Origin of the sequence: Burkholderia pyrrocinia (genome assembly GCF_018417535.1) — a bacterium.
Taxonomy (GTDB): Bacteria; Pseudomonadota; Gammaproteobacteria; order Burkholderiales; family Burkholderiaceae; genus Burkholderia; species Burkholderia pyrrocinia_E.
This window is the reverse complement of sequence record NZ_CP070979.1, coordinates 660,868-685,609: the sequence shown is the minus strand read 5'-3', so window position 1 is coordinate 685,609 and position 24,742 is coordinate 660,868. Positions and strand designations below refer to the sequence as shown.

Here is a 24,742-nt window from a genome sequence, read left to right as displayed (position 1 = left end):
GGCGATCATGAAAAGGCCCCCGTTTCGCCGTTCGCGCACCCGCGGCGCCGTTGCCGTCGAGTTCGCGCTCGTGCTGATGCCGATGATCATGCTCGCGACCGGCGTGGCCGAGTTCGGCCGCGCGATCTACCAGTACGAGACGCTGACCAAGGCGACGCGCGACGCGGCGCGCTACCTGTCGATCTGGCTGCCGACCGACAGCGCGTATCCGGTGTCGGCGGCGCAGTGCCTCGTCGTCTACGGCAGCACGACCTGCGGCGCGTCCGGCACCGAGCTGGTGCCGGGGCTCACGACCTCGATGGTGACCATTTGCGATGCGCAGCATACGACCGGTTGCAGCGACGCGTCCGACCCGGCGCAGTTCGCGAACCTGCCGACCTACGACGCGAACAACAACGCGGCGAGCGGCACGCCGGCAGGCGCGATCAACCTCGTCGAAGTGAAGGTCACGGGCTACAAGTACCAGCCGATTCCCGCGTACCCGGGGCTGAAGTCGATCACGTTCGGCAACATCATCACCGTGATGAGGCAAGTGTCATGAGCGCGCGCCATTTTCCGTTGTCGCGCCGGCGCGCCCAACGCGGCTCGGCGATCGTCGAGTTCGCGCTTATCGCATCGGTGCTGATCATGCTGCTGATCGGCATCTTCGAATTCGGCCGCGTGCTGTTCTACTGGAACACCGCGAGCGAGGCCGTGCGCCTCGGCGCGCGCACGGCGGTGGTCTGCGACGTGAACGCGGCAGGTGTCGTGAAGCGCGTGAAGTCCTTGCTGCCGCTGCTGTCGGACGCGAACGTGTCGGTCAGCTATACGCCGGCGAGCTGCGACGTGAACACCTGCTCGTTCGTGACCGTGAGCGTCACGAACGTCACGGTCAAGACGATGATCCCGTTCGTGAACGTCACGGTCACGATGCCGCCGTTCACGACCACGCTGCCGCGCGAAAGCCTGACCTCCGCGACCGGCGGCACCGCTTGCAATTGATCGAACAGACGAGGCACACAACATGATCAATATCCTCGTAGCTTCCGACGATACCGTGCGGCTCACGCAGATCGCGCGCCTCGCGGCCGACTGCGGACGCTATCGCGCGACGCGCGCGACCGGCCGACCGTCGCAGATCGAGCATCGCACCGACGGGCTCGACGCATTCGACATCCTGCTGGTCGACGGCACGTCGCTCGACCCGTCGGAGCTGTCCGCGATCGAGCGGATCTGCCGCGCTCACGCGAGCCTGACCTGCATCCTCGTGACGGCGGACGCGTCGCCGCGCTTGCTGCTCGACGCGATGCGCGCGGGCGCTCGCGACGTGCTGCAGTGGCCGCTCGATCGGCAGGCGCTCGGCAACGCGCTCGAGCGTGCCGCCGCGCAAAGCACGCGGAGCGACGTCGACGATACGCGGGTCGTGTCGTTCATGTCGTGCAAGGGCGGGGCCGGCACGAGCTTCGTCGCCAGCAACGTCGCGTTCGAGATCGCCGAGGGCTTCAAGCGCCGCGTGCTGCTGATCGACCTGAACCAGCAATTCGCCGATGCGGCGTTCCTCGTCAGCGACGAAACCCCGCCGTCGACGCTGCCGCAGCTTTGCGCGCAGATCGAGCGGCTCGACAGCGCGTTTCTCGACGCGAGCGTCGCGCACGTGACCGAGAACTTCCACGTGCTCGCGGGCGCCGGCGATCCGGTCAAGGCCGCCGAGATGCGCGAGGATGCGCTCGAATGGATCCTCGGCGTCGCCGCGCCGCGCTACGACTTCGTGATCTTCGACGTCGGCGTCGGCATCAATCCGCTGTCGATGGTCGCGCTGGACCGCAGCGACCAGATCCAGATCGTGCTGCAGCCCGCGATGCCGCACGTGCGCGCCGGCCGCCGGCTGCTGGAGATCCTCGTGTCGCTCGGCTACTCGACCGACCAGATGCGTCTCGTCGTGAACCGCGCGACGCGCGCGAGCGACCGGACCCGCACCGCGCTCGAGGAAGTACTCGGCCTGCAGGCCGCCTGCACGATTCCCGACGATGCCGACACCGTGCTCGAAGCGATCAACCAGGGGCATCCGGTGTCGCGGCTCGCGCGCGGCACCGCGGTCGCGCGTGCGTTGCAGGGTTGCGCCAAACAACTCGTCGACGGCGAAGTGCGCGCGGGACACCGCGCGGCGCGAAGCGAACCGTTGATGTCCCGGCTGTTCGGCCGCAAGGCCACGCCGAAGCTCAAGTCCATGTAACTATTTCGGGGAACCATCATGTCATTGCGCGAACAGATGTCCTTGCACCGGGCCCAGCCGCTGGTGGCGGGCGGCGAATCGGCCGGCCCGACGCATTCGTCGGTACGCGACGCATACCAGAAGCTGCGCCGCGACATTCACGCGGCCGTGCTCGAACGCGTCGAGCTGGAACGCCTGTCGCGGATGCCGCAGGATCAGGTCCGGCAGGAAATCTCCGCACTGATCGCGCGCATCCTCGATGACGAGCGGGTGCCGGCGAACGACATCGAGCGGCGGCAGCTCGCGATCGACGTGTACGACGAGATGTTCGGTTTCGGCCCGCTCGAAGCGCTGCTGCGCGACCCCGGCATCTCCGACATCCTGGTGAACACGTACCGGCAGGTCTATGTCGAGCGCTGCGGCCAGCTCGAACTGACCGACGTGACGTTCTACGACGACGCGCACCTGATGAAGGTGATCGAGAAGATCGTGTCGCGCGTCGGGCGCCGCATCGACGAATCGAGCCCGATGGTCGATGCGCGGCTGCCGGACGGCTCGCGCGTGAACGCGATCATCCCGCCGTCGGCGATCGACGGGCCGCTGATGTCGATTCGGCGCTTCGCGGTCAACCCGCTGAAGATGGACGACCTGGTGCGCTTCCACAGCCTGACGCCGCCGATGGCCGAGCTGCTAGACGCGCTGTCGCGCGCGAAGGTGAACGTGCTCGTGTCGGGCGGCACGGGCAGCGGCAAGACGACGCTGCTCAACATCCTGTCCGGCTTCATTCCGCGCAACGAGCGGATCGTGACGATCGAGGACGCCGCCGAGCTGCAGCTCCAGCAGCCGCACGTGCTGCGGCTCGAAACGCGCCCGCCGAACATCGAGGGCAAGGGCGAGATCACGCAGCGCACGCTCGTGCGCAACGCGCTGCGGATGCGTCCCGACCGGATCATCCTCGGCGAAGTGCGCGGCGCCGAAGCGCTCGACATGCTCAACGCGATGAACACCGGCCACGAAGGCTCGCTCGCGACGATCCACGCGAACACGCCGCGCGACGCGCTGACGCGGCTCGAGAACATGATCAGCGTCTCCGGCCTGTCGCTGCCGCCGAAGACGATGCGCCAGCAGATCGCGTCGGCGATCTCGGTGGTCGTGCAGGCGGCGCGGCTGACGGACGGCAAGCGCAAGATCGTCAGCATCCAGGAGCTGACCGGGATGGAAGGCGACATCATCAACATGCAGGAGATCTTCACGTTCAAGCGCACGGGCGTGGATCGCGACGGCACGGTACGCGGCCACTTCTGCGCGACCGGCGTACGGCCGAAGTTCGTCGAGCGGCTGCAGGCGTTCGGCATCAACCTGCCGGATTCGCTCTACGACCCGTCCCAGCGCTACGAGACGAACTGACGGCCTGTCGCCGCTTGCTCCCGGGGAGGCTTCATGAACACGATCTTTTACGGTTTTGTGATTCTCACCTTCGTCGCGGTCGTGCTCGCGATCGAAGGCGCCTATCAATGGTGGAACGCGCGGCACGGCGCCGCCGCGCGCCGGATCGAATCGCGCATTCGCGCGATGTCGGCCGGCGGCAACGTGCCGCAGGAGCGGCTGTCGATCCTGAAGAAGCGGATGCTCGACGATTCGAAGCCGTTCGACCGGCTGCTGCTGCGCGTGCCGCGCGTGCACGCGCTCGATCTCGTGATCCTGCAATCGGGCCTCGACTGGACGCTGCCGAAGCTGATCGTGCTCAGCGCGGTGTTCGCGGCATTCGCGTGGCTTGCGCTGAGCATCGGCACGTTGCCGCAGCTCGCCGCGCTACCGGTCGCGCTGTTTGCCGCGTGCATGCCGACGATGTACGTGATGCGCCGCCGTGCGCGCCGGATGCTCAAGCTCGAGCGGCAGTTGCCGGACATCTGCGACATGATCGCGCGCGCGCTGCGTTCCGGTCATTCGTTCACGGGCGCGCTCGGGATGGTCGGCGAAGAGTTTCCCGATCCGATGGGTGGCGAATTCCGCGTCACGTTCGACGAGGTCAACTACGGCGTGTCGCTGCACGACGCGCTGATGAACCTCGCGACGCGCGTGCCGGTGCAGGACCTGCGCTACTTCGTGATCGCTGTGCTGATCCAGCGCGAGACCGGCGGCAACCTGGCCGAGCTGCTCGACAGCATCGCAGGGTTGATCCGCGAGCGCTTCAAGCTGTTCGACAAGGTGCGCGTGCTGTCGGCGGAAGGGCGGCTGTCGGCGTGGATTCTCGGGCTGCTGCCGTTCGGCACCGCCGCGGTGATGGCGCTGGTGAATCGCGAGTTCCTGTCCGTGCTATGGGAGGATCCGGCGGGGATCAGGATGGTCGGCACGATGCTGGTGTCGATGCTGTGCGGCATGTTCTGGATCCGCCGCATTGTCCGGATTCGCGTCTGACGCGCGAGTCGAATAACGAACCGTTGCGAGGCTGTCATGCAAAACCTGAGCGTGGTCCAGGCCGTGATGCTGGGCGGCTTGTTCATCTTCGTGGCCGGCGGCGTGCTCGTCGCGATGCTGCTGTTCGCGCCGCGCAACATCCAGCGCCGGCTCCAGCAGGCCGGCGGGGCCGGTGCAAGTGCGGGTGCCGTCGCGGGCCCGGGCGACGGCGACGACCTGACGTCGCGCTGGGTCGCGAAGCTGGTCGAGCTGTCCACCCCGATCTCGAGGCTGTCGGTGCCGAAGGAGGGCTGGGAGAATTCGCCGCTGCGGATCCGGCTCATGAATGCCGGATGGCGCAACCAGAGCGCGGCCGCGCTGTATTTCGCCGCGAAGACGGTGCTCGCGCTCGCGTTGCCGTGCATGGCGCTGCTGGCGCTGATCACGACCGAGCTCGGCGACGAACGCGCGCTGTTGTCGGTCATCCTCGTGACGCTCGCCGGGATCGGCTACTACATCCCGAACATCGTGCTGTCGCAACGGGTCAAGGTGCGCCAGCAGAAGATCTTCGAGGATTTTCCGGACGCGCTCGACCTGCTGACGGTGTGCGTCGAAGCGGGGCTCGGGCTCGACGCGGCGCTGATGAAGGTGAGCGAGGAGCTGCGGTTCAGCAGCGAGGTGGTCGCGAGCGAACTCGACCTGCTGCTGCTCGAGATGCGTTCCGGCTTCACGAAGGAGACGGCGCTGCGCAATCTCGCGCTGCGCACCGGCGTCGAGGACATCGAGTCGTTCTGCGCGATGCTGATCCAGGCCGACCGCTTCGGCACGAGCATCAGCGAATCGCTGCGCGTGCTGTCGGACATGCTGCGCACGCGGCGGCGGATGCGCGCGGAGGAGCGTGCCGCGAAGATCGCGCTGAAGCTGCTGTTCCCGCTGATCTTCTGCATCTTTCCGGCGCTGATGATGGTGCTGCTCGGGCCGGCCATGATTCACGTCTATCGCGTGCTGTTGCCGACGTTCGTCAGCATTGCGCAGTGAGCGGCGGACACGTGCTGCTTCGCGTGCATCGATATCGATTTTGCGTGCCGGCCCTGACCGACGCGTCGGCCGGCACGGCAACCGGCTTCATGGAGGCTCCCTCCCCAGGCGGTGCCGCGAGACAGGTTGACCATAGCGGCGTCAACGCATCCTGGACCCATGGTCGGCCATGGAACAAGCCGTAGTCCACCGCCCTCATCGGCTGCCCCCTACTGCTAACCCTGAAGGTTGCCGGCATAGCCGCCACGCGCAGCGTTCGACATCGAAATTGAATGACGGCACGAACAGCTGCCCGGTGCGCGGCGCTTCGGCCGCCCTTTCGTCGCAGGTGCGAGCCGCTGGATGTCGGCGAACTGCCGCATCACAGGAAGTGATGCACATAACGCAGCACCATCCGGGTCCCCTGTGGCCGGTTGCGCGCATGGACCTCGAAATACGCGTTGAACAGCAGGTGATCCTGCGGCGAGAAGCTGACCATGGCGCCCGGGCCGATCGCCAGCACGGCCTCGCGCGTACCGGGCACGTCCTGCCCGTTTTCCTTCATGTCGGTGGTCTGGCGCAGCCAGTAGCCGTTGAGTCCCAGCCGCAGGCCGGGGCGCACTTCATACTCGGTCGCGAAGTTCGCATGGATCGCCTGGCCGGCCTGGGTCGACGTCACGTCGGGGCCGGGCGACGTGGCCGGCTGATGGTTGGTCGCGTTCCACAGATAGTGCAGGCGCCACGACACGGTCCATTTCGGCGTCAGCCACAGCGTCGCCGCCCAGTACGGGTCGAACGACCAGAAATGACTGCCCGGGTTGATCGCACGCGACGGATCGTACGCGCCGGTCGGCGCGATGAACTGGAATTCCACGCGCTGCGCGAAGCGCGGGCCCTGCGCGCCCATCACCGGGTCGAACTGGATGAACGGGCCGATCAGCAGATCGCCGAAACCGGCACGCGCATTCAGCGCGACGTTGCCGATGCCGTCGTCGGTACGTGCGGACGCGATCCACGGCAGGATCACGTCGAGGCCCGGATGCATCCCGGCGAACGTCAGCGGCGACTGGTAGACGAGCTGGCTCAAGCCCGCGAACAGGTCGATGTCCTGCTTCGGCAGGCCGACCTTGTTGCCGGCGTTGTCGTTGACGCGGCCGGCCGTGTAGTACTGCAAGTACTGCGTGCCGTACCAGCCCGAGCCGGCCGGCGGCATCCCGTCGAGGAAACTGGTCATGCCGAGGTTGACCGACGGCAGGTCGGTCGCGTGGGCCGGCGCGTGACCGGTCATGCCGGCGATCGCGAGGCCTGCGACGACGAGCAGGCGAGAGCCGAATTTCATGTTCACCACCTCCTGGATATCTGTTTGTATAACTAATCAAATGGTGCACAAAAGATCGGGGTGATCGGAGATTGCACGATACTGGCCCGCATGGAACACGAGCGGCGCCTTGCCGATCGCGTCGAACTGCTCGATCCGGCCGATGAAGAGCAGGTGATCGCCGCCTTCGTAATGGCCGACGTTGCGGCACACGAAGCGCGCGCTGGCGCCTTCGAGGCAGGGCACGCCGCCGCTGTCCGAATCCACGTGAAGCACGCCGTCGAACTTGTCGGCACTGGGCGTCGCGAAGCGGCGCGACAGGTCGATCTGGTCGTGCGCGAGGATGTTGATCGCGAAATGGGTAGCCGCGACGAAATCCGGTCGGCTCGGCGCGACCTTTCGAAGGCTCCACAGCACGAGCGGCGGATCCAGCGACAGCGACGAGAACGAATTGGCGGTGAGGCCCACCTTGCGTCCGTCGGCCGCGCACGTGGTGATCACGGTGACGCCGGTCGGAAACTGCCCGAAGGCGGCGCGCAACTGCATCGGATCGATGGCCGGAGTGCCGGGTACGGTCGTTTCCATGTCGGTCACTCCGCACGCGCGCTGTGTTCGCGAATCAGCGCCGCGCAGGCCGACGGCTCGAACCACCACGGCGAGAACCGGCGCGGATCGTCGAAGCCGTCGACGATCGCGGCGGCGAGCGATGGCGACTGACCGGCCGCGCCGAGCAGTTCGAGAATGTGCGGCGGCGGCGGCGTGAGCAGCGAGTTGGTCCAGCGCACGACATGCTGCGCGTAGGCCCAGTAGCCTTCGAACGTCTGCTGCATCCAGTCCTCGCCGAACGGCGCGGCATCGCGCGCGACGATCGCGTCGAAATACGCGTTCGCGCATTTCGCGGCGTTGTTCGATCCCTGGCCCGTGATCGGATCGTTGACCACCACCGCATCGGCCATCCCGAAGACGGTGCGGCCCGACGGCAGCCGGAAGAACGGCTTGCGCACCGTCGGCGTAAAGCGCCCGGACAGCGTGCCGTTCGGATCGGTGAGCTCGACGTCGCGGCAGCGCTCGAATTCCCAAGGCACATACTGCTGCAGGAACGACAGGCTCCTGTCGAGGTGCTGCTCGGGCGTCTTCACGTCGGCCCAGCAGTCGAGCGGGCCGCCCGGAATGCCCTCGAACACCATGATTTCGCACGGGCCCGTGGTAGTCAGTGCGGGGAACACGAAGTATTCGCCGATACCGGGCAACAGGTTGAAGCGCACGCGCGAATACGGCTGGCTCGGCGCCATCCCTTTCACGTAGGTGAGGGCGAGCGCGCGTTGCGGGCGGTCGAACGCGCTGCGCGCGTCGTCGCGGCCGAGCAGGTTGACGATTTCGCCCTTGCCGGCCGCGAGCAGCACGAGATCGTGGCTGCGTGCCAGTTCCTCGAGTTCGGGCACGCCGACGTCGCAGATGCGCACGTCCGCGCCGCGGCGCCGAATGCCGTCGAGCCAGTCGGCCATTTTCACGCGCTGGTCGACGGACTGCGCATAGCGGGTCAGCCGCGACGACCAGTCGATCGCCTTGCGGCCGTTGCCGTCCGGGTGCGGCACCGCGATGCCGATGCCTTCGACGGACGGGCACGCTTCTTCCCATGCGTTCAGGCCGAGATCGCGCTCGATCTGCAGCGCGGTATGGAACATGCACTGGCTCGACATGACCTTGCCGGTGCGGATCTGTTCCGCGTCGCGATTGGTCGCGAGCGTGACGTGGTAGCCCTGGTCGAGCAGGGCGAAGGCGAGTTGCAGGCCGGACTGGCCGGCGCCGACGATAGCGATGCGTCTCATGAGCGTGTCCTTGGGTGGCCGGATTCCGGCCGGATTGATTGCGGGGAGTGGCGGCGGGCGGTCATTCCGCCAGGCGCGGAATGGCCGGCACCGCCTGCTCGGGGCCCATCGCCGAATAGCCGCCGTCCACCGCGTAGTCGGCGCCCGTCACGAAGCTCGCCGCGTCGCTGCACAGGAACGTCACGACCTGCGCGACTTCCGACGGATTGCCGACCCGGCCGAGCAGATGAAACGGCGCGGCGACGCGATCGGTTTTCGCGCGATCGCCGCGCGTCATCTCGTCCATCACGCGCGACCACGTCCATCCCGGCGACACCGAGTTGACGCGAATGCGATCGGGCGCGAGATCCATCGCCATGCTGCGCGTGAGCTGGCGGATCGCCGCCTTGGACGTCGGATACAGCCAGCGGCCGGTTTGCGCGCATTGGGCCGAGATCGAACTGAAGTTCACGATCGCGCCGCCGCCGCGCCGCACCATGTGCGGATGAACGGCCTTCGCCAGCATCGCCGCCGACACGACGTTCACGTCCATCGCCGCGAGCCAGTCGTTGCGGGTCGCGTGGATGCCGTTGTCGACGTAGCTGCACGCGAGGTTGACGAGCACGTCGATCGCGCCGAACCGTTCGGCGATCGCCGACACCGCACGCTCGATCGCGCGGTCGTCGGTGATGTCGATCGCGACGAACATGGCGCGTTCGCCGAGCGCATCGGCGACGCGCGCGCCGTTCTCCGTATCGAGATCGAGTATCGCGACGCACGCGCCGGCGCGGGTCAGGTCCTGCGCGACCGCGGCGCCGATCAGCGTGGCGCCGCCGGTGACGATCGCGACTTTGCCAGCCAGGGCAGTCATGGGGTATCTCCCGGAATCGTTGGGTGAGGGAAGGGCCGCGTCAACGCGCACCCGTCGACGGTTCGCTGTCCTGCCAGCGGGGCATCAGGCCGTTCGACGGCACGGTCTCGTCGAGCAGCTTGCGGGCCGTTTCGACGCCCGCGACCGGCAGGCCGGCCGGATCGAGCAGGCCGACCTGCACGAGCACGCTCGCCTGGTCCCAGTAGATGTGTTCGTGATAGAGCTTGTCGCCGCGAAACTTCACGATCGCGACGAGCGGGATCTCGACGCGCTTGCCGGTCGGCGCGACGCCCGGCAGCATCCAGTCAATCTCGGTGGTGTGCGTGAAGCAGAACAGCAGTTCGTCGACGATCTGGCTCGCGCCGACCGTGCGCGAGATCGGCGTGATCGTCGTGTCGGGCGGATTCGCATGCACGAAGTGATGCGTGTAGAAACGCTTGAGCTCGTCGTAGCCGACGCCGCCCGTCAGCGTCGGAATATGGTTGACATAAGGCTCGGCGACCATCGTGGCCATCGTCGCGTCGACATTGCGCGTGTCGAATTCGTGCCGGAGATGGGTCTCCCACAGCGCGGAGAGATCGTAGTGCGGGCCGAGCGCGCCGCGGAAGGCGGCGATCGCGCGCTGATGTGCCATGATCGCGGCGGCCTTGTCGAAATGATCGCCGCCGATGCGCGCGAACGCGTGATCGACGCCCGGATAGACATACACTTCGACGCCGTCGCGCCCGGACAGCGCTTCGGCGATGCGCTGCTGCGCGTCGGGCGGGCAGAAGCGGTCCAGCCCCGCGATCTGCAGCACGAGCCGCCCGCGCAGGCGCGCAGCCTCGTCCAGCGCGTGCTCGATACCCACGCCGTAATAGCTGACCGCCGCGGCCACGCCCGGCAGCCGGCACGCGGCGAGATACGCGAGCTTGCCGCCGAGGCAGTAGCCGAGCACGCCGGCTTCGCCCGTGCATTCCGGCCGTTGCGTGAGCACGCCCAGCGCGGCGCCGATGTCCTCGACGCCCTTGTCCTCGTCGAACTCGCGATACAGGGCCATCGCGCGCTCGACATCGGCCGCGGCGTGGCCGAGCTCGATCCCCGGAGACTGGCGCCAGAACAGGTCGGGCACGAGCACCGTGTAACCTTCCTCCGCGTAATAGTCGGCCGTTTCCCGCATGGTCGCGTTCGCGCCGAAGATCTCGTGACACAGCACGATGCCCGGCCCCGTGCCGCCGGCCGGCGTGCTCAGGTATCCGCGAAACGTCCCGCCGTCCGGCGACGGAATCTCGATGTAACGTCCTTTCATGCGTCCCTCCATGCTGTTCGTGTCCGTGACAGGCCCAGTATTGGCGGACGAAACGCGCGCTTCTATCCGCTTTCTTCGGCCGGTATCCGCGAACTCCGGAAACCTGACGATCCGGCCGCCGCGCCTGGGCGGGTGCGCGGCTGACTGCGGGTATGTGCGGATGCGGAAGCCCCGCACAGTTTTCTACGATGCGCGAACGGTCCGATTCTTGCGTCGTTTGCGCGGGACTCGCGTGTTCCGATGGCCGGACTGTCCGGATACTCCGGGCGCTATCCGGATCGTGCAACGGGATTCCCCAATACCGGGAACGCATGCACGGCGCGAGTGCGATCGAGCATGACGGGAGAACTTCGATGGCGCAAATTTCCGAAACCGGCTGGCTTGACGACGCCGCCTGTTTCAATCACGGCAACCTGATGCTGCAGTCGGACGATGTCGACGAGGTGCGCGCACGCGTCGCCGATGTGTTCAAGCCGCACCGGCTCACGCCGACCGGCCAGTCGCGCGCGCTGCACAGCTGCATGCATCATGCGCGCTGGGGCAACCTGTCGTTGAACCTGCTCGATTATGGCGGCGGGGTCAGCATCGAGCCCGGGCCGCTCGAACACTTCTTCCTGTTGCAGATTCCGCTGCGCGGCGACGCCGAGATCGAATGCGGCTCGACGCGTTTCGTGTCGTCGCCGGGCACCGCGTCGCTGATCTCGCCGACGCTGTCGCTCAAGATGCGGTGGGGCGATGCGTGCCCGCAAGTGATCCTGCGCATCGAGCGCGAGGTGATGGAGCGCCACGCGCAGCGGCATTTCGGCGACGACCGGCGCGCGCCGGTCGAATTCGAACCGGAATTCAGCCTGTCGTCGTCGCAGGGGACGTGTCTGGCCCAGATGCTGCCGATCCTCGCCGGCGCGATCGCGACGGATGCGCATCCGCTGCGTTACCCGCTCGCGTTCGAGCAGCTCGAATCGACGTTGCTCAACCTGCTGCTGCACGGCCACCCGAACAGCACGCGTAACGGCGCGCGGCACCTGCCGGTGGCGCTCGCGCCGTTCTACGTGCGGCGTGTCGAGGAATACGTCCGTGCGCATCTCGACGAGCCGCTGACGATCGAACGGCTCGCCGAGCTCGCCGGTGTCAGCCCGAGCACGCTGTTCGCCGGCTTCCGCAATCGCCACGGGATCACGCCGATGGGCTTCGTGCGGCAGTTGCGGCTGCAACATGTGCGCGAGGAATTGCTGGCCGACGATACGCCGGGGCTCGCGTCGGTCACCGAGATCGCGCTGAAATGGGGCTTCGCGCACCTCGGGCGCTTCGCGATCGAGTACAAGCGGGCGTTCGGCGAGTCGCCGTCGGCGACGCTCAGGATGCGGCGCGTGCGGGGTTGAGGGAGGAAACGGCAGGGCTGAAAACCATGCGCATGCGAAGCCTGGAAAAGCGCGCGCGGTTCATCCGCTGCACGGTCTGCGTGAGAACCTGACGCCGCGAACATCGCCCGGCGAAATCGACCGGGCGAACGCGGTGGCGCGCGACGCGCGGAATGATCGCCATGAGCCTGCCACGGCTCGAATCGGTCTCTCGATCCCTGCCCGAATCGGCGTACCGGTAAGTATGATTTTCCGACGCCGGTTGGGTCACGTATCCGTCGCTCGACTCCGCGTCGAACGTTGTACCCTAGCAGGTTCGGATATCCGCAGCCGGCTGCCCGGTAACCCCTCCGAAGGGAAGCCGACGCTGCAGATCGACGCCCATTTTGCTCAAGGAAACCCGATGGCGCATCGGCTGTATCTGTACAACGTAGACGACGTCGGCCGCAACGGCACGGCGCATCTGGGCATGGTCGAATGGAACTACGACTTTCCGACCGTGCTGAGCCCATTGCTGTCGTCGTCGCCGTTTCTCGCGCGCAACCGCTGCAACGATACTGGCGGCGACGACGGCCTGTATGCCGACGCCGCGGGCGGAAAGGCGTTGCTGGCGCGGCTTTACGTGTTCCTGGAGCGTCACGCCGACCGCCTGATCGACGATTTCGACGCGTTTCGCGACGCGAAGCGGAAGATGTTCGCGTTTCTCGACAACCGGGCCGTGCATCGCTATTTCCATCTCGATGCGTGGGACGTGTTCAATCTGTCCGGCGACACGCACGTGCAACAGGCGCAGTCGCTGCTCGCACGCATCGAACGCGACAACGCACGGATCCGTGCGGCGATCGACGCGGACGATCCCGTGCTGCTCGATGCGTGCGAAGGTCTGGCCTTCGAGGACGTGGCGACCTTCCGCGAGCTGCTCAATCAGCCGCATTACGATTACGGCTGGGAGCCGCTGACGTCGAGCATCTACGACGAGGCGCTGGTGTTCGAGCAGGACGGGCGGTGGGGCGTGATGGCGGTGACCGGCGAGGTGCTCGCGCCGGCGCGCTATGACGAGATCGGCGAATTCGATGCGTGGACGGATGTCGCGATCGTCAGGCGGGGCGACCGGTATGGCCACGTCGACACGACCGGGCGGGAGATTACACCCGTGCAGTACGACGCGGTGTGGGCGTTCTGGCACGGCGACTTCGCGCGGGTCAGCCGCCAGGGCCGATTCGGAGTCGTCGATCGCAACGGCGTGGAGGTCGTGCCTTGCCGATTCGACGATCTGGCGGCCTTGCTCCATTTCGGTGAGTGTTGCTGGGCGGCGCGCGAAGGCGCGTCATGGGGCGTCGTCGACCCGTCCGGACAGTGGCGGTTGCCGCCCGAATTCGGCGAGATCGACCACGCGGTCGGTGTGATCTTCGCCACGCGTGCCGGCGATGCGGTGCCGGACGTTTATACGCGCCGCCTGGTGCGGCTCGGCCGCTTGCCGCCGACGCAGGTAGACGTCGAAGAAGCGCACCGTGCCGACGGCAGCAAGACGTTCCGTTATCTTACGCGGCAGGCCGGTGCCGACGGCGTCGAGCAGTGTGCGCTCGTCGACGAGCGTGGCAACGCGCTTCTGGCGCCCGGCATGGTCGACGAACTCGCCGTATTGTCGGTCGGTGCGCTGCTGCGCTTTCGGCGTGGCGAGCATTGGGGCATCGTTGATCTGGGCGGCGTCGAACGCTGCGAGGCGCGCTACGAGAGCGTCAGCACGGTCGGCGTTCGCGACGAATGGCTTGCGATCGGCTTTCGTGACGGCCATGCGTGGACGGTACGGGAAGACGGCGGCGAAGCGCGGCTGCCGGCGGCCGTCGCGCGCGAACTGGCAGGCTATGACGATCCGCGCTGGTTCGACGCCGCACAAATGGACGCGTTGGCGCGCACGGCGACGACCGACGCATCGGACGACGGTCGTTGAGCATCGGGAGGAGGCGGGCGCGCCACCCGTGAGCGCATGGCCGTGAGACCGGCGCCTCATTAACCGGCGTGGTCGATGCTACCCGCAGGCACGGCCGGCGCACCTCCGTGCGGCGAGCCCGTTCAGGCACGGACCGTCTCCGGTTACCGCTTCCGCGAAGTCGACGGTCTGTGACGCTCCATCGTGCCGGCCCCGTCCCCGGCGATCCAACCAAAGACTGCCCACCAGCGAACGCCCACGCATTTTTTTAAAGACCGTGCCACGTTCGACCGGTATGATCGCTGCGCTCGCGAACGGCGCCATCGGCCGGTGCATACCGACTCGCGTGCAACCGACATCACCAGCACGACAACACGGGGCCGACGCCGGCGGCGCGTCGCGCCATGATCGGGCCGAATCGGCCACCAGCACGAATCAACCCTGCGCCGTGCCGGTCGACTCCCGCACGACGAGCTCCGGCGTGCCGACGGTATGCACGGCCGCGGCCGGCTCGATCCCGTCGATCATGTCGAGTGTCAGCGCGATCGCGCGCGCGGCGATCAGCGACGTCGGGAACCGGACCGTCGTCAGCGCAGGGCGGAACTGATGGGCGAGCTGGATATCGGTCATGCCGACGATCGAAAGATCGGCCGGCACGCGCAGGCCAAGATCGGCCGCCGCCTGCATCGCGCCGATCGCCATCAGGTCGTTGGTCGCGAACAGCGCGGTGAGATCGGGCTTCGCGCGCAGCAGCGCGGCGGCCGCCTCGTAGCCGCCCTCGATCGAATCGTGTGAGGACACGGTCGTTACCGCGTCCGGCGGATGGCCGCGAGCCGCGAGTTCGTCGGTAAAGCCGCGCAGCCGCATCGACTGCGGACCGCCCGAACCCTTGCCGACGAGTGCGCCGAATGCGCGATGCCGCAGCCCGGACAGATGCGCGGCGGCCAGCGCGCCCGCCGCGGCGAAATCGACGGTCACGCACGGCAGCGCGCGCGACGCATGCACGTGCTCCCACATGCACAGCACGATCGACGCGCCGTGGCGCGCGATGTCGGCGAGTTCGGCTTCGGCGAGATCGGTGTTCATCACGATCGCACCGGCCGCAAGCGTACCGGCGATCCGCTCGAGGTAGTTGCGGGTGATCGCCGGGTCGTCGTCGGTATTGGACACCAGCAGGTAATGGCCGCGCTTGCGTGCCTCGCGCTCGGCGGCCAGCACGAACTCCGGATAGAACGGGTTCGTGATGTTCGACAGCATCAGCGCGAGCGTCGACGTGCGGCCCTCGGCGAGCGCACGCGCGGTGAGATTCGGTCGATAGCCGAGTTCGCGAATCGCCACCATCACGCGCTCGACGGTCGCCGGCTTCACCTTCTGCGGATTGCGCAGCACGTTCGAAACCGTGGCCGCGGTGACGTTCGCGCGTCGCGCGACTTCCGCGAGCGTCACCATGCACGGCCTCCGGCCGGTCGGACGGCGCCGTGCGGGGCGTGCGAAGCAGGGGTGTGTTTGCTCATATTCTGGGAGTGCGTCCCACAAGTTGCGCAGGGACAGGCGATACGCTAATTTCTCGACACATCAGATGAAGGAGACGACATGGTACGGCGAACCGGGCTCATTGCGCCATCAAAATTTAAGCGTTTAAATTTCTCGATTCGACGCGCGTGATTCAGGAGAGGAGAGCGCGATGACCGCCATTTCATTGAAGGACGTCTCGAAGCGCTACGGCGACCATGCGCCGGTGCTGCGCAACGTGAACCTCGAGATCGCATCGCACGAATTCTGCGTGTTTCTCGGTCCGTCGGGCTGCGGCAAGTCCACGCTGTTGCGGATGATCGCCGGGCTCGAGGACGTGAGCGAAGGCGAACTGCGGATCGGGGGGGCCCGAATGAACGACACGCCACCCGCCGAGCGCGGCGTCGCGATGGTGTTCCAGAGCTATGCGCTGTTTCCGCACATGACCGTGTTCGACAACATCGGTTTCGGATTGCGCATCGCCGGCGTGCCGAAGGACGAGATCCGCCGCCGCGTGACCGAGGTCGCGCGCGTGCTGCAGCTCGACGCGCTGCTCGAGCGCAAGCCGAAGGCGCTGTCGGGCGGCCAGCGGCAGCGCGTCGCGATCGGCCGCGCGATCGTGCGCGAGCCGCGCGTGTTCCTGTTCGACGAGCCGCTGTCGAATCTCGACGCGACGCTGCGCGGCCAGACGCGTGTCGAGATCGCGCGCCTGCATGCGCGCTTCACGCAGTCGAGCTCCGTCTACGTCACACACGACCAGATCGAGGCGATGACGCTGGCCGACCGGATCGTGCTGCTGCACGCGGGCGACGACGTCGCGCGCTTCGGCAGCATCGCGCAGGCCGGTGCGCCGCTCGAGCTGTATCACCGGCCGGCCAACCGCTTCGTCGCGGGCTTCATCGGCTCGCCGCGGATGAATTTCCTGCCGGCGGCCGTCGAATCGAGCGATGCGCGCGGCTGTCGCCTGCGCCTGGACGGCACCGGCGAAACGCTGACCTTGCGCGATCGTCCGTTGCCGCGCCACGTCGGCAGCGGCGCGCGCGTGACGTTGGGAATTCGTCCCGAGCATCTGGCGCTCGCGCCGTCCGGCGATGCCGACGTGCCGTCGATCGTTCGCGACGTCGCGCTCGTCGAGCAGTTGGGCGAAGCCGCGTACGTGCATCTCGACCAGCCCGGCGGCGTCCCGCTGCTTGCGAAACTGCCGGGCCAGGCCGCGTTGCGGCGCGGCGAGCGCCATGCGTTGCGCGTGCCGCCGTCGTGCTGCCACCTGTTCGACGATGCCGGCATCGCGTTGCCGGCCGTCCATGCCGAAGCGGCGTTCGCGTAGCCGCGCATCGCCGATCCGCCGCGTGCGACGCGGCACCCATCACACCAATACCAGGAGACAACGATGAGATTTCGTGCGAGCCGACTGCTGCTTGCCCTGACGACTGCCGCCGCGTTCGCCGCGGGGACGGCCGACGCGGGCACGCTGAAGGTGAACGTAGCCGCGCGCGGCAACCAGCGCGCGACGTGGCAAGCGGTATTCGACCAGTTCCGCAACGCGAATCCGGACATCGACCTGAAGGTCAGCTACGTCGGCGAGGAGGCGTACAAGGTGCAGATGTCGGGCTGGCTCGCGACCGATCCGCCCGACGTGCTGAGCTGGAACAACGGAGAACGCCTCGCGTATTTCGCGAAGCGCGGGCTGATCGAGGATCTTGCGCCGGACTGGCAGAAGAACGGCTGGAACGACACGTATGCGGCCGTGAAGCAATCGTCGACCTACGGCGGCAAGGTCTACAGCTTGCCGCTCGGCTATGACGCGTATGGCCTGTTCTACCGCAAGGATCTGTTCGAGAAGGCGGGCATTCATGGCGAGCCGGCCGACTGGGCGCAGTTTCTCGACGCATGCCGCAAGTTGAAGGCGGCGGGCATTGCGCCGATCGCGGTGGCCGCGCGCGACGCATGGACGCTTGCCGCATGGTTCGACTACCTCGACCTGCGGATCAACGGCTACGCGTTCCACCAGAAGCTGATGGCGGGCGACGTCGCTTATACCGATCCGCGCGTGCGCGCCGTGTATGCGGCCTGGAAAAAGCTGATCGACGACAAGTATTTCATCGACAACGCGCTGTCCTACGACGTCGATTCGCTGAGCCCGCTGATCGTCAACGGGCAGGCCGCGATGACGCTGATGGGCACCTGGTATTCGGCGGGCCTGCTGGGCGCGTCGCGCAATCCGATCGGCTTTTTCCGCTTCCCGGCGATCGACGCGTCGGTGCCGCTCGCGGAGGACGGCCCGGTCAACGTGATGGTCGTTCCGGCAAAGGCGCACAACAAGACGGACGCGCGCCGCCTGCTCGCGTTCATGGGGCAACCCGCGATCAACGGCGAGTTTGCGAAGGGGATGGGGCAGTTGCCGTCGAACAACAAGGCGCCCGAGCCGCAGGACCCGATCTCGAAGATCGGTTTCCACACGCTCGCGACGACGCCGGGCGGCATCGCGCAGTTCTACGACCGCGACATGACGAAGGAAATGGCCGACGAAGGGATGAAGGCGATGCAGCAGTTCCTGTCCGACCCGACGCAACTCGACGCGATCCTGCAGCGCCTCGAACAGACCCGCAAGCGCATCTACCGGAAGTAGCGCGCCGTTCGGCCGGGCCGCCCGGCCCGGCGCTCCGTCGTAACCGTCAGGTTCGTTTCGTCGAAGGTCACATCATGTCAACCAGCCTGTCCGAAGGCGCCGCGCGTGGCGACACCGGCCCGCAGCGGCATGCGCGCGCGTCGCTCGCGCGCCGGCGCAACCGTGCCGCGCTGCTGTTCGTGCTGCCGGGGTTCGCGCTCTTCACCGTGTTCGTGCTGTATCCGATCGTCAGCAGCATCTGGCTGAGCTTCCATCACTGGGACGGGATGACGCCGATGACCTATGCGGGGCTCGACAACTATCGCGAACTGCTGCAGTCCGACACGTTCTACGTCGCGCTGAAGAACAACCTGGTCTGGCTCGCGCTGTTTCTCGCCGCGCCGCCGCTCGGCCTCGCGCTCGCGCTGTACCTGAACCAGAACGTGTTCGGAATCCGGCTCGTGAAGTCGCTGTTCTTCGCGCCGTTCGTGCTGCCGGGCGTCGTCGTCGGCCTCGTGTTCTCGTGGTTCTACGACCCGACGTTCGGGCTGCTCAAGCTCGTCGTCGGGCACGGCATTCCCGTGCTCGGCGATCCGCGCTATGCGACCTACGGCGTGATCGTCGCGGCGCTGTGGCCGCAGATCCCGTTCTGCATGATCCTCTACCTGACCGGGCTCACCGGCATCAACGGCGAAATCGTCGAGGCCGCGCGCATGGAAGGCGCGCGCGGCGTCACGCTGCTGTGGCACGTGATCCTGCCGCAGTTGCGCCCCGCGACCTTCATGGCGGTGGTGCTGACCGTGATCGGCGCGCTGCGCAGCTTCGACCTGATCTCCGTGATGACGGGCGGCGGGCCGTTCGACAGCTCGACCGTGCTCGCGTACTTCATGGTCGACCAGGCGATCAAGTACTACCGCGAAGGTTATTCGGCCGCGATCGCGGTGGTGCTGTTCGCGATCATGCTCGTCTATATCGTGTGGCAGCTGCGCAAGCTGGTGCGCGTCGAATCGTAAGGATCGCCAACATGTATCCGATGCCCGTGTCCCGCTGGGGACGTCATTCCCGCCGGCTGTATCGCCTGTCGCTGCCATGCGCGCTCGTGCTGTGGCTCGTGCCGCTGCTCGCGGTGCTCGTCACGTCGGTTCGCTCGACCGACGAGGTCATGGCCGGCCATTACTGGGGCTGGCCGAAGCAGTTCGCCTTCGTCGACAACTACGGCATGGCGCTCACGCAGACGCCGATGCTCCACTACTTCGCGAACAGCATCCTGATCACGCTGCCGTCGGTCGCCGCGTCGATCCTGCTCGCGTCGCTCGCGGGCCATGCGCTCGCGAACTACCGGTTTCGCGGCAACGTCGTGCTGCTCGGGCTGTTCGTCGCCGGCAATTTCGTGCCGATCCAGATCCTGATGATTCCGGTGCGCCAGATCATGCTCGGTATCGGGCTCTACAACACGGTGTGGGCGCTCGTGCTGTTCCATACCGCGTTTCAGACCGGGTTCTGCACGCTGTTCCTGCGCAACTTCATCCGCGAGTTGCCGTTCGAGCTGATCGAAGCCGCGCGCGTCGAGGGCGCGTCCGAGTGGGCGATCTACTGGCGCGTCGTGCTGCCGCTCGTGCGGCCGGCGCTCGCGGCGCTGGCGATCCTCGTGTTCACGTTCGTGTGGAACGACTACTTCTGGGCGCTGTGCCTCACGCAAGGCGACGACGCGGCGCCGATCACCGTCGGCGTCGCCGCGCTCAAGGGGCAGTGGACCACCGCATGGAACCTCGTGTCGGCCGGGTCGGTGCTCGCCGCGCTGCCGTCGGTCGCGATGTTCTTCGCGATGCAGAAGCACTTCGTCGCGGGGCTCACGTTCGGCGCGACGAAAGGCTGAATCCGTCCAATCCTTCCTCTTCCTGCAAGGAATCCACGATGCACCTCGGCGTTTGCTACTACCCCGAACACTGGCCGCGCGAACAATGGGACCGCGACGCGCGGCGAATGGCCGAACTCGGCCTGACGCGCGTGCGGATCGCCGAATTCGCGTGGAGCCGGATGGAGCCGGAGCCCGGCCGCTACGACTGGGCCTGGCTCGACGAAGCGATCGACACGCTCGCGCGCCAGCACCTGAAGCTCGTGCTCGGCACGCCGACCGCGGCGCCGCCGAAATGGCTCGTCGACCGTCATCCGGAGATCCTGCCGATCGGCGCGGACGGCGCCGTCCGGCAGTTCGGTTCGCGCCGCCACTACGACATCACGAGCCCCGTCTATCGCGAACACTGCGTGCGGATCGTCGACGCGATGGCGCGGCGCTACGGCACGCATCCGGCCGTGATCGCGTGGCAGACCGACAACGAACTCGGCTGCCACGACACGCTGCCGAGCTATACGCGCGCGGCGCTGGCCGGTTTTCGTGCATGGCTCGCCGCGCGCTACGGCGACGTCGGCGCGTTGAACCGCGCGTGGGGCAACGTGTTCTGGAGCATGGAATATCGCGGCTTCGACGAGATCGAACTGCCGCGCCAGACGCCGACCGACGCGAATCCGGCTCACGTGCTCGACTTCCGGCGCTTTCAGTCCGACGAGGTCGCGCGCTTTCACGCGGCGCAGGTCGATGCGATCCGTGCGCATGCGCCGGGGCGCGACGTGCTGCACAACTTCATGGGCTTTTTCACCGAATTCGATCACTACGCGTTCGCGCGCGCGGGCCTGGATGTCGCCGCGTGGGACAGCTATCCGGTGCCGCGCACCGAAGTGCTGCCGCTCGACGAGCAGGACAAGCATCGCTGGGCCCGCACCGGTCATCCGGACGTGTCGGCGTTCTCGCACGATCTGTATCGCGGCGTCGGCAACGGCCGGATGTGGGTGATGGAGCAACAGGCGGGGCCCGTCAACTGGGGTCCGCACAACCCGGTGCCGCATGCCGGCGCGGTGCGGCTGTGGACGTGGGAAGCGTTCGCGCACGGCGCGGAGCTCGTGTCGTATTTCCGCTGGCGGCAGTATCCGCACGCGCAGGAGCAACTGCATTCGGGCCTGAATGCGCCCGACGACCGGCTGTCGGCGGGCGGCCATGAAGTGGCGCGTGTCGCCCGCGAGCTTGCGGCGTTCGACCGCACGCTCGTCGACGGCGCGGCCGAGCCGGCGCGCGTCGCGCTGCTGTTCGACTACGAGGCCGACTGGATGATCCGGATCCAGCCGCATGGCGCCGACTTCGATTATCAACAGCACGCGTTCGACTGGTATCGCGCACTGCGCGAACTGGGGCTCGACGTCGACATTATCGCGGCCGATGCCGACGTGTCGCGTTATGCGCTGGTCGTCGCGCCGACGCTGCCGGTCGTCCCGGACCGCGTTGCCGAGCAGGTCGCGCGCGGTGGCACGCACTGGGTGTTCGGACCGCGCACGGGCTCGCGCACGGCCGATTTCTCGATCGTGCCGGGCCTGGCGCCCGGCAAGCTGCGTGACGTGCTGCCGATGCGGATCGCGCAGGTCGAATCGTTGCGGCCGTCGCTCGCGCCACGTGTCGCGTTCGACGGCGTCGACGGCCACGCGGTGAAATGGCGCGATCACGTCGACCTGGACGCGGCGCCCGGCATCGACGTGCTCGCGACGTTCGACGACGGCGTGCCGGCGCTGGTGCGGCGCGCTCACGTGACGATGGCGACCGCCTGCTTCGATCGTGCGCTATTGCGGGCGATCGTCGGCCGCTGCGCGCGCGACGCCGGCTTGCCCGTGGCGGCGCTGCCCGACGGGCTGAGGCTGCGCCGGCGCGGGCGCGTCGTGTTCGCACTGAACTACGGCGACGCGCCGTGCCCGCTGCCCGCGCCGGCCGGCGCGCGATTCGTGCTTGGCGGCCCGGAACTCGGCGCGCTCGACGTGGCCGCATGGGTCGAGCCGGACTGACGCGATGCGATCGCCGCGGTCGCTGCAGTCGCTGCAGTCACGTTTCGCGGGCCTGGCCGGGATTGCGCATTTCGTTCCTCTGTCGGCCGCGGCGCTGATGCTTGGCATTGCGATGTCGTTTACCGCGCCGTACCTGTCGCTGTTCGGCGTCGAGGCGGCCGCGATGTCGCCGTTTCTCGCGGGCGTGTTCATGACGCTGATCGCGGCGAGCGGCGTCGTCGCGAGCACGTGGGCCGGTCGCTGGTCCGATCGCCGCGACCGGCACCGGCCGCTGCTCGTCGTGTCGCTCGCGGCCGCCGCGCTCGGGTTCGCGTTGCTGTGCGTGCTGCGCGGGCCCATGCCCGTGATCGCGGCCGGCACGATCCTGCTCGGCGCGGGCGCCGTGTCGCTGTCGCAGATTTTCTCGTTCGCACGCGCGGTGCTGCCGGTCGACAGCGACGCGCAGCGCGAGCTGGCCTCGGCCGCACTGCGCACGATGCTGTCGGTCGCATGGGTGTTCGGCCCCGCGCTCGGTGCGCTGATACTCGCGCGGACGGGCTTCACCGGGCTGTTTCTCGCGGCAGCCGCCGGCTTTGTCGCGTGCGCGATGATCGTCGCGCGCATTCCGGAACCCGCGCGCCGGCCGGCGGCGGCCGATGCGGGCAGGTCCGCCGCGACGAGCGCGCCCGGCGACGATCCGGTGCCGTCGGTCGATGCGGCACCGGCCGTGGTTGCGCCGCGTGCGGTCGTGCTGCGCACGCTTGCCGCGCTCATGCTGATCGGGCTCGCGGCGAACGCGACGATGATCGTGCTGCCGCTGTATATCGTGCGCGGGCTGGGCGGCGCGCCGACGAACGTGTCGGCCGCGCTCGGCCTCGCCGCGTTGTTCGAGATCCCGATGATGCTGTGGCTCGGCATCCGCTCGGCGCGGCTGAACAAGGCGCGCTGGCTGACGGGCTGCGCGGCCGTGCATGTGGTGTACTTCGTCGGGCTCGCGGCGGTGACGCGCGTCGATGCGATCCTGCCGCTGCAACTGTTGAGCGCGTGCGTGGTCGCGATCACGTCGTGCCTCGGCATGACGCGCGTGTGCGACCTGATGCCGACCCGTCCCGGCACCGCGACCGCGATGTTCTTCAGTACGGCGCGCGTCGGCTCGATCGTGTCGGGCATCCTGTCGGGCGCGTTCGTCGGCCTGTTCGGCTATCGTGCGACGTTCGCGGGTTGCGGCGCGCTCGCCGTCGTGGCGCTCGTGCTGCTCGGGTACGATGCGCGCGATCCGCAGGCCGGCGTGACACGAGCGTCAGGCGCGGCAGGTGCATCGAAGCGGCCGCGCAGCCGCTTCGATGCGCCGCACTGACGCGCGGCGCGCGCCAGCGTTGCGGCAGGTCAGCGTCGCCGGAATGCGTCGAGCGACGACAGCGCGCGGCCGTGGAAGTCGAACAGTGTGTTGTTGTCCCACTGATCGCCCGCGCCGAGCTTCCAGCCGACGCCCGGCGTCGGGATCCATTCCGGTTCCCACCAGAACACGCCCGTGCCGCGATTGCCGGGCACGCCCTTCACGATGTCGACCACGGCCGCGAAGAACTGCGCCTGACCGGCCGGCGACGGCGGGAATGTCGTCGATCCGGTGTTCGTCATCGCGTTCGGCTCCGAATCGCCGTCGCTCGTGGTCCACGGATACGCGGTCTCCACGACGATCAGCTCCTTGTCGTAGCGCACCGCGAGATCGTTCGCGTTGTTGCGCAGATCGTCGAGCGCGCCTTGCCATTGCGGGTAGTACGACAGGCCGATCACGTCGAACGCGACGCCGCGCTGCGTCGCGCTGTCGAACCACCAGCGGCTCTTCCCGTTGTCGCCGCCGCTGTCGATGTGCAGCATCACCTTGATGCGCGGATCGACGGCCTTCACCGCGTCGCGGCCCGCCTTCAGCAATTGCGCGAGGTTGTCCCACTGATCGTATCGGCCGAGCGGCCACAGCATGCCGCCCGTGATCTCGTTGCCGATCTGCACCCACTCGGGCCGCACGCCCGCGCGTGCAAGCCGGCGCAGCACGTCGGTCGTGTACGCGGACAGCAGCGCGCAGGTGTCGGCCAGGTTCTTGCCGGCCCACGCATGCGGCGGGTATTGCTTGCCCGGATCGGCCCACCAGTCGCTGTAGTGGAAGTCGATCAGGATGCGCATCCCGAGCGCGGCCGCGCGTCGCGCGAGCGCAATGGCGTGCGCCGCATCGTTGTAGCCGGCCGCGGCGCTCTGGTTGGCGGGGAAGAAGTCCGGGTTGCCGGGATCGTTCCAGACCTTGATGCGGATCGCGTCGACGCCATGCGCGCGCAGGATCTTCAGGCAGTCGCGCGGGGCACCGCCGTGGTCGAAGAAGGTCGCGCCATGGGCTTCGAGTTCCGGCAGCGTCGATACGTCGGCACCCATCGCGAACTGGCTCGCCGCCGCGCCGCGCGCGGCGCGTTGCGCGAAGGCCGGCAGCGGGCCGGCCAGGTCGACGCACGCGAGCGCCGCGGTTGAAACGCTCCAGCGCAACATCGATCGTCTGTTCATCGTCATCCTCCATGTGATGGACCCCGTTGG

Annotated in this window: 21 protein-coding genes; 14 read left to right on the top strand and 7 right to left on the bottom strand. The window is 67.7% G+C overall.

Features of this window, described 5'->3' with window-relative positions; translation table 11 throughout:
- The first annotated feature begins 7 nt into the window (after nt 1–7).
- From JYG32_RS36050 to JYG32_RS36025, 6 genes are read left to right on the top strand one after another with little or no spacing between them, the layout of a single operon-like run.
- Nucleotides 8–541 carry a TadE/TadG family type IV pilus assembly protein gene (locus tag JYG32_RS36050; RefSeq protein ID WP_213267560.1) on the top strand — a complete coding sequence of 178 codons (534 nt, stop codon included), beginning with the start codon at nt 8–10 and terminating at the stop codon, nt 539–541.
- A complete protein-coding gene (locus tag JYG32_RS36045; RefSeq protein ID WP_213267559.1) occupies nt 538–981 on the top strand; it encodes a TadE/TadG family type IV pilus assembly protein in 444 nt (147 codons plus the stop codon). The genes JYG32_RS36050 and JYG32_RS36045 overlap by 4 nt, the downstream gene beginning before the upstream one ends.
- Nucleotides 982–1,003: 22 nt before the next feature.
- Nucleotides 1,004–2,212: an AAA family ATPase gene (locus tag JYG32_RS36040; RefSeq protein ID WP_213267558.1), complete on the top strand. Its 1,209-nt coding sequence runs from the start codon at nt 1,004–1,006 to the stop codon at nt 2,210–2,212.
- 18 nt (nt 2,213–2,230) lie between these two features.
- Nucleotides 2,231–3,598: a CpaF family protein gene (locus tag JYG32_RS36035; protein WP_213267557.1), complete on the top strand. Its 1,368-nt coding sequence runs from the start codon at nt 2,231–2,233 to the stop codon at nt 3,596–3,598.
- 33 nt (nt 3,599–3,631) lie between these two features.
- On the top strand, nt 3,632–4,609 hold the full coding sequence (locus JYG32_RS36030) for a type II secretion system F family protein (RefSeq protein ID WP_213267556.1): 978 nt from the start codon (nt 3,632–3,634) through the stop codon (nt 4,607–4,609).
- A gap of 36 nt (nt 4,610–4,645) precedes the next feature.
- Nucleotides 4,646–5,626 carry a type II secretion system F family protein gene (locus JYG32_RS36025; RefSeq protein WP_213267555.1) on the top strand — a complete coding sequence of 327 codons (981 nt, stop codon included), beginning with the start codon at nt 4,646–4,648 and terminating at the stop codon, nt 5,624–5,626.
- 361 nt (nt 5,627–5,987) lie between these two features.
- Here JYG32_RS36025 and JYG32_RS36020 read toward each other — a convergent pair whose 3' ends face one another.
- The 5 genes from JYG32_RS36020 to JYG32_RS36000 form a co-directional block, all read right to left on the bottom strand.
- Entirely contained in the window at nt 5,988–6,944 is a 957-nt protein-coding gene (locus tag JYG32_RS36020) for a SphA family protein (protein WP_213267554.1), read from the bottom strand.
- Nucleotides 6,945–6,980: 36 nt separating this feature from the next.
- Complete coding sequence (locus JYG32_RS36015) at nt 6,981–7,508, bottom strand: flavin reductase family protein (RefSeq protein WP_213267553.1); 528 nt, start codon at nt 7,506–7,508, stop codon at nt 6,981–6,983.
- Between the two features lie 5 nt (nt 7,509–7,513).
- Nucleotides 7,514–8,752 (bottom strand): styrene monooxygenase/indole monooxygenase family protein, encoded by a 1,239-nt coding sequence (locus JYG32_RS36010; protein WP_213267552.1) that lies wholly within the window; start codon nt 8,750–8,752, stop codon nt 7,514–7,516.
- 61 nt (nt 8,753–8,813) lie between these two features.
- A complete protein-coding gene (locus JYG32_RS36005) occupies nt 8,814–9,602 on the bottom strand; it encodes an SDR family oxidoreductase (protein WP_213267551.1) in 789 nt (262 codons plus the stop codon).
- A gap of 40 nt (nt 9,603–9,642) precedes the next feature.
- The gene (locus tag JYG32_RS36000; protein WP_213267550.1) at nt 9,643–10,890 is read right to left on the bottom strand and encodes a dienelactone hydrolase family protein; all 1,248 of its coding nucleotides are present in this window, start codon (nt 10,888–10,890) and stop codon (nt 9,643–9,645) included.
- A gap of 353 nt (nt 10,891–11,243) precedes the next feature.
- On the opposite strand from JYG32_RS36000, the gene JYG32_RS35995 reads away from it, so the two are divergent.
- Both JYG32_RS35995 and JYG32_RS35990 read left to right on the top strand, forming a co-directional pair.
- The gene (locus JYG32_RS35995) at nt 11,244–12,269 is read left to right on the top strand and encodes an AraC family transcriptional regulator (RefSeq protein ID WP_213267549.1); all 1,026 of its coding nucleotides are present in this window, start codon (nt 11,244–11,246) and stop codon (nt 12,267–12,269) included.
- 382 nt (nt 12,270–12,651) lie between these two features.
- A complete protein-coding gene (locus tag JYG32_RS35990) occupies nt 12,652–14,199 on the top strand; it encodes a WG repeat-containing protein (RefSeq protein WP_213267548.1) in 1,548 nt (515 codons plus the stop codon).
- Between the two features lie 414 nt (nt 14,200–14,613).
- Here JYG32_RS35990 and JYG32_RS35985 read toward each other — a convergent pair whose 3' ends face one another.
- The gene (locus JYG32_RS35985) at nt 14,614–15,627 is read right to left on the bottom strand and encodes a LacI family DNA-binding transcriptional regulator (protein ID WP_213267547.1); all 1,014 of its coding nucleotides are present in this window, start codon (nt 15,625–15,627) and stop codon (nt 14,614–14,616) included.
- Nucleotides 15,628–15,862: 235 nt separating this feature from the next.
- Here JYG32_RS35985 and JYG32_RS35980 point away from each other — a divergent pair, with 235 nt between their 5' ends.
- The 6 genes from JYG32_RS35980 to JYG32_RS35955 all read left to right on the top strand — a co-directional run bounded on the left by JYG32_RS35980 (nt 15,863) and on the right by JYG32_RS35955 (nt 23,519).
- Nucleotides 15,863–17,017, top strand: coding sequence for an ABC transporter ATP-binding protein (locus JYG32_RS35980; protein ID WP_213267546.1), 1,155 nt, complete (start codon nt 15,863–15,865; stop codon nt 17,015–17,017).
- A 63-nt stretch (nt 17,018–17,080) separates the two neighbouring features.
- Nucleotides 17,081–18,319 carry an ABC transporter substrate-binding protein gene (locus tag JYG32_RS35975; protein ID WP_213267545.1) on the top strand — a complete coding sequence of 413 codons (1,239 nt, stop codon included), beginning with the start codon at nt 17,081–17,083 and terminating at the stop codon, nt 18,317–18,319.
- Between the two features lie 74 nt (nt 18,320–18,393).
- Nucleotides 18,394–19,311, top strand: a complete 918-nt coding sequence (locus JYG32_RS35970; protein WP_213267544.1) for a carbohydrate ABC transporter permease — start codon at nt 18,394–18,396, stop codon at nt 19,309–19,311.
- Between the two features lie 11 nt (nt 19,312–19,322).
- Nucleotides 19,323–20,174 carry a carbohydrate ABC transporter permease gene (locus JYG32_RS35965; protein ID WP_213267543.1) on the top strand — a complete coding sequence of 284 codons (852 nt, stop codon included), beginning with the start codon at nt 19,323–19,325 and terminating at the stop codon, nt 20,172–20,174.
- A gap of 38 nt (nt 20,175–20,212) precedes the next feature.
- Nucleotides 20,213–22,183 carry a beta-galactosidase gene (locus JYG32_RS35960; RefSeq protein ID WP_213267542.1) on the top strand — a complete coding sequence of 657 codons (1,971 nt, stop codon included), beginning with the start codon at nt 20,213–20,215 and terminating at the stop codon, nt 22,181–22,183.
- A 4-nt stretch (nt 22,184–22,187) separates the two neighbouring features.
- Nucleotides 22,188–23,519, top strand: a complete 1,332-nt coding sequence (locus tag JYG32_RS35955; protein WP_213267541.1) for a sugar efflux transporter — start codon at nt 22,188–22,190, stop codon at nt 23,517–23,519.
- 29 nt (nt 23,520–23,548) lie between these two features.
- Here the strand turns inward: JYG32_RS35955 and JYG32_RS35950 are convergent, their stop codons facing one another.
- Entirely contained in the window at nt 23,549–24,712 is a 1,164-nt protein-coding gene (locus tag JYG32_RS35950; protein ID WP_213267540.1) for a glycoside hydrolase family 53 protein, read from the bottom strand.
- Nucleotides 24,713–24,742: the final 30 nt, after the last annotated feature.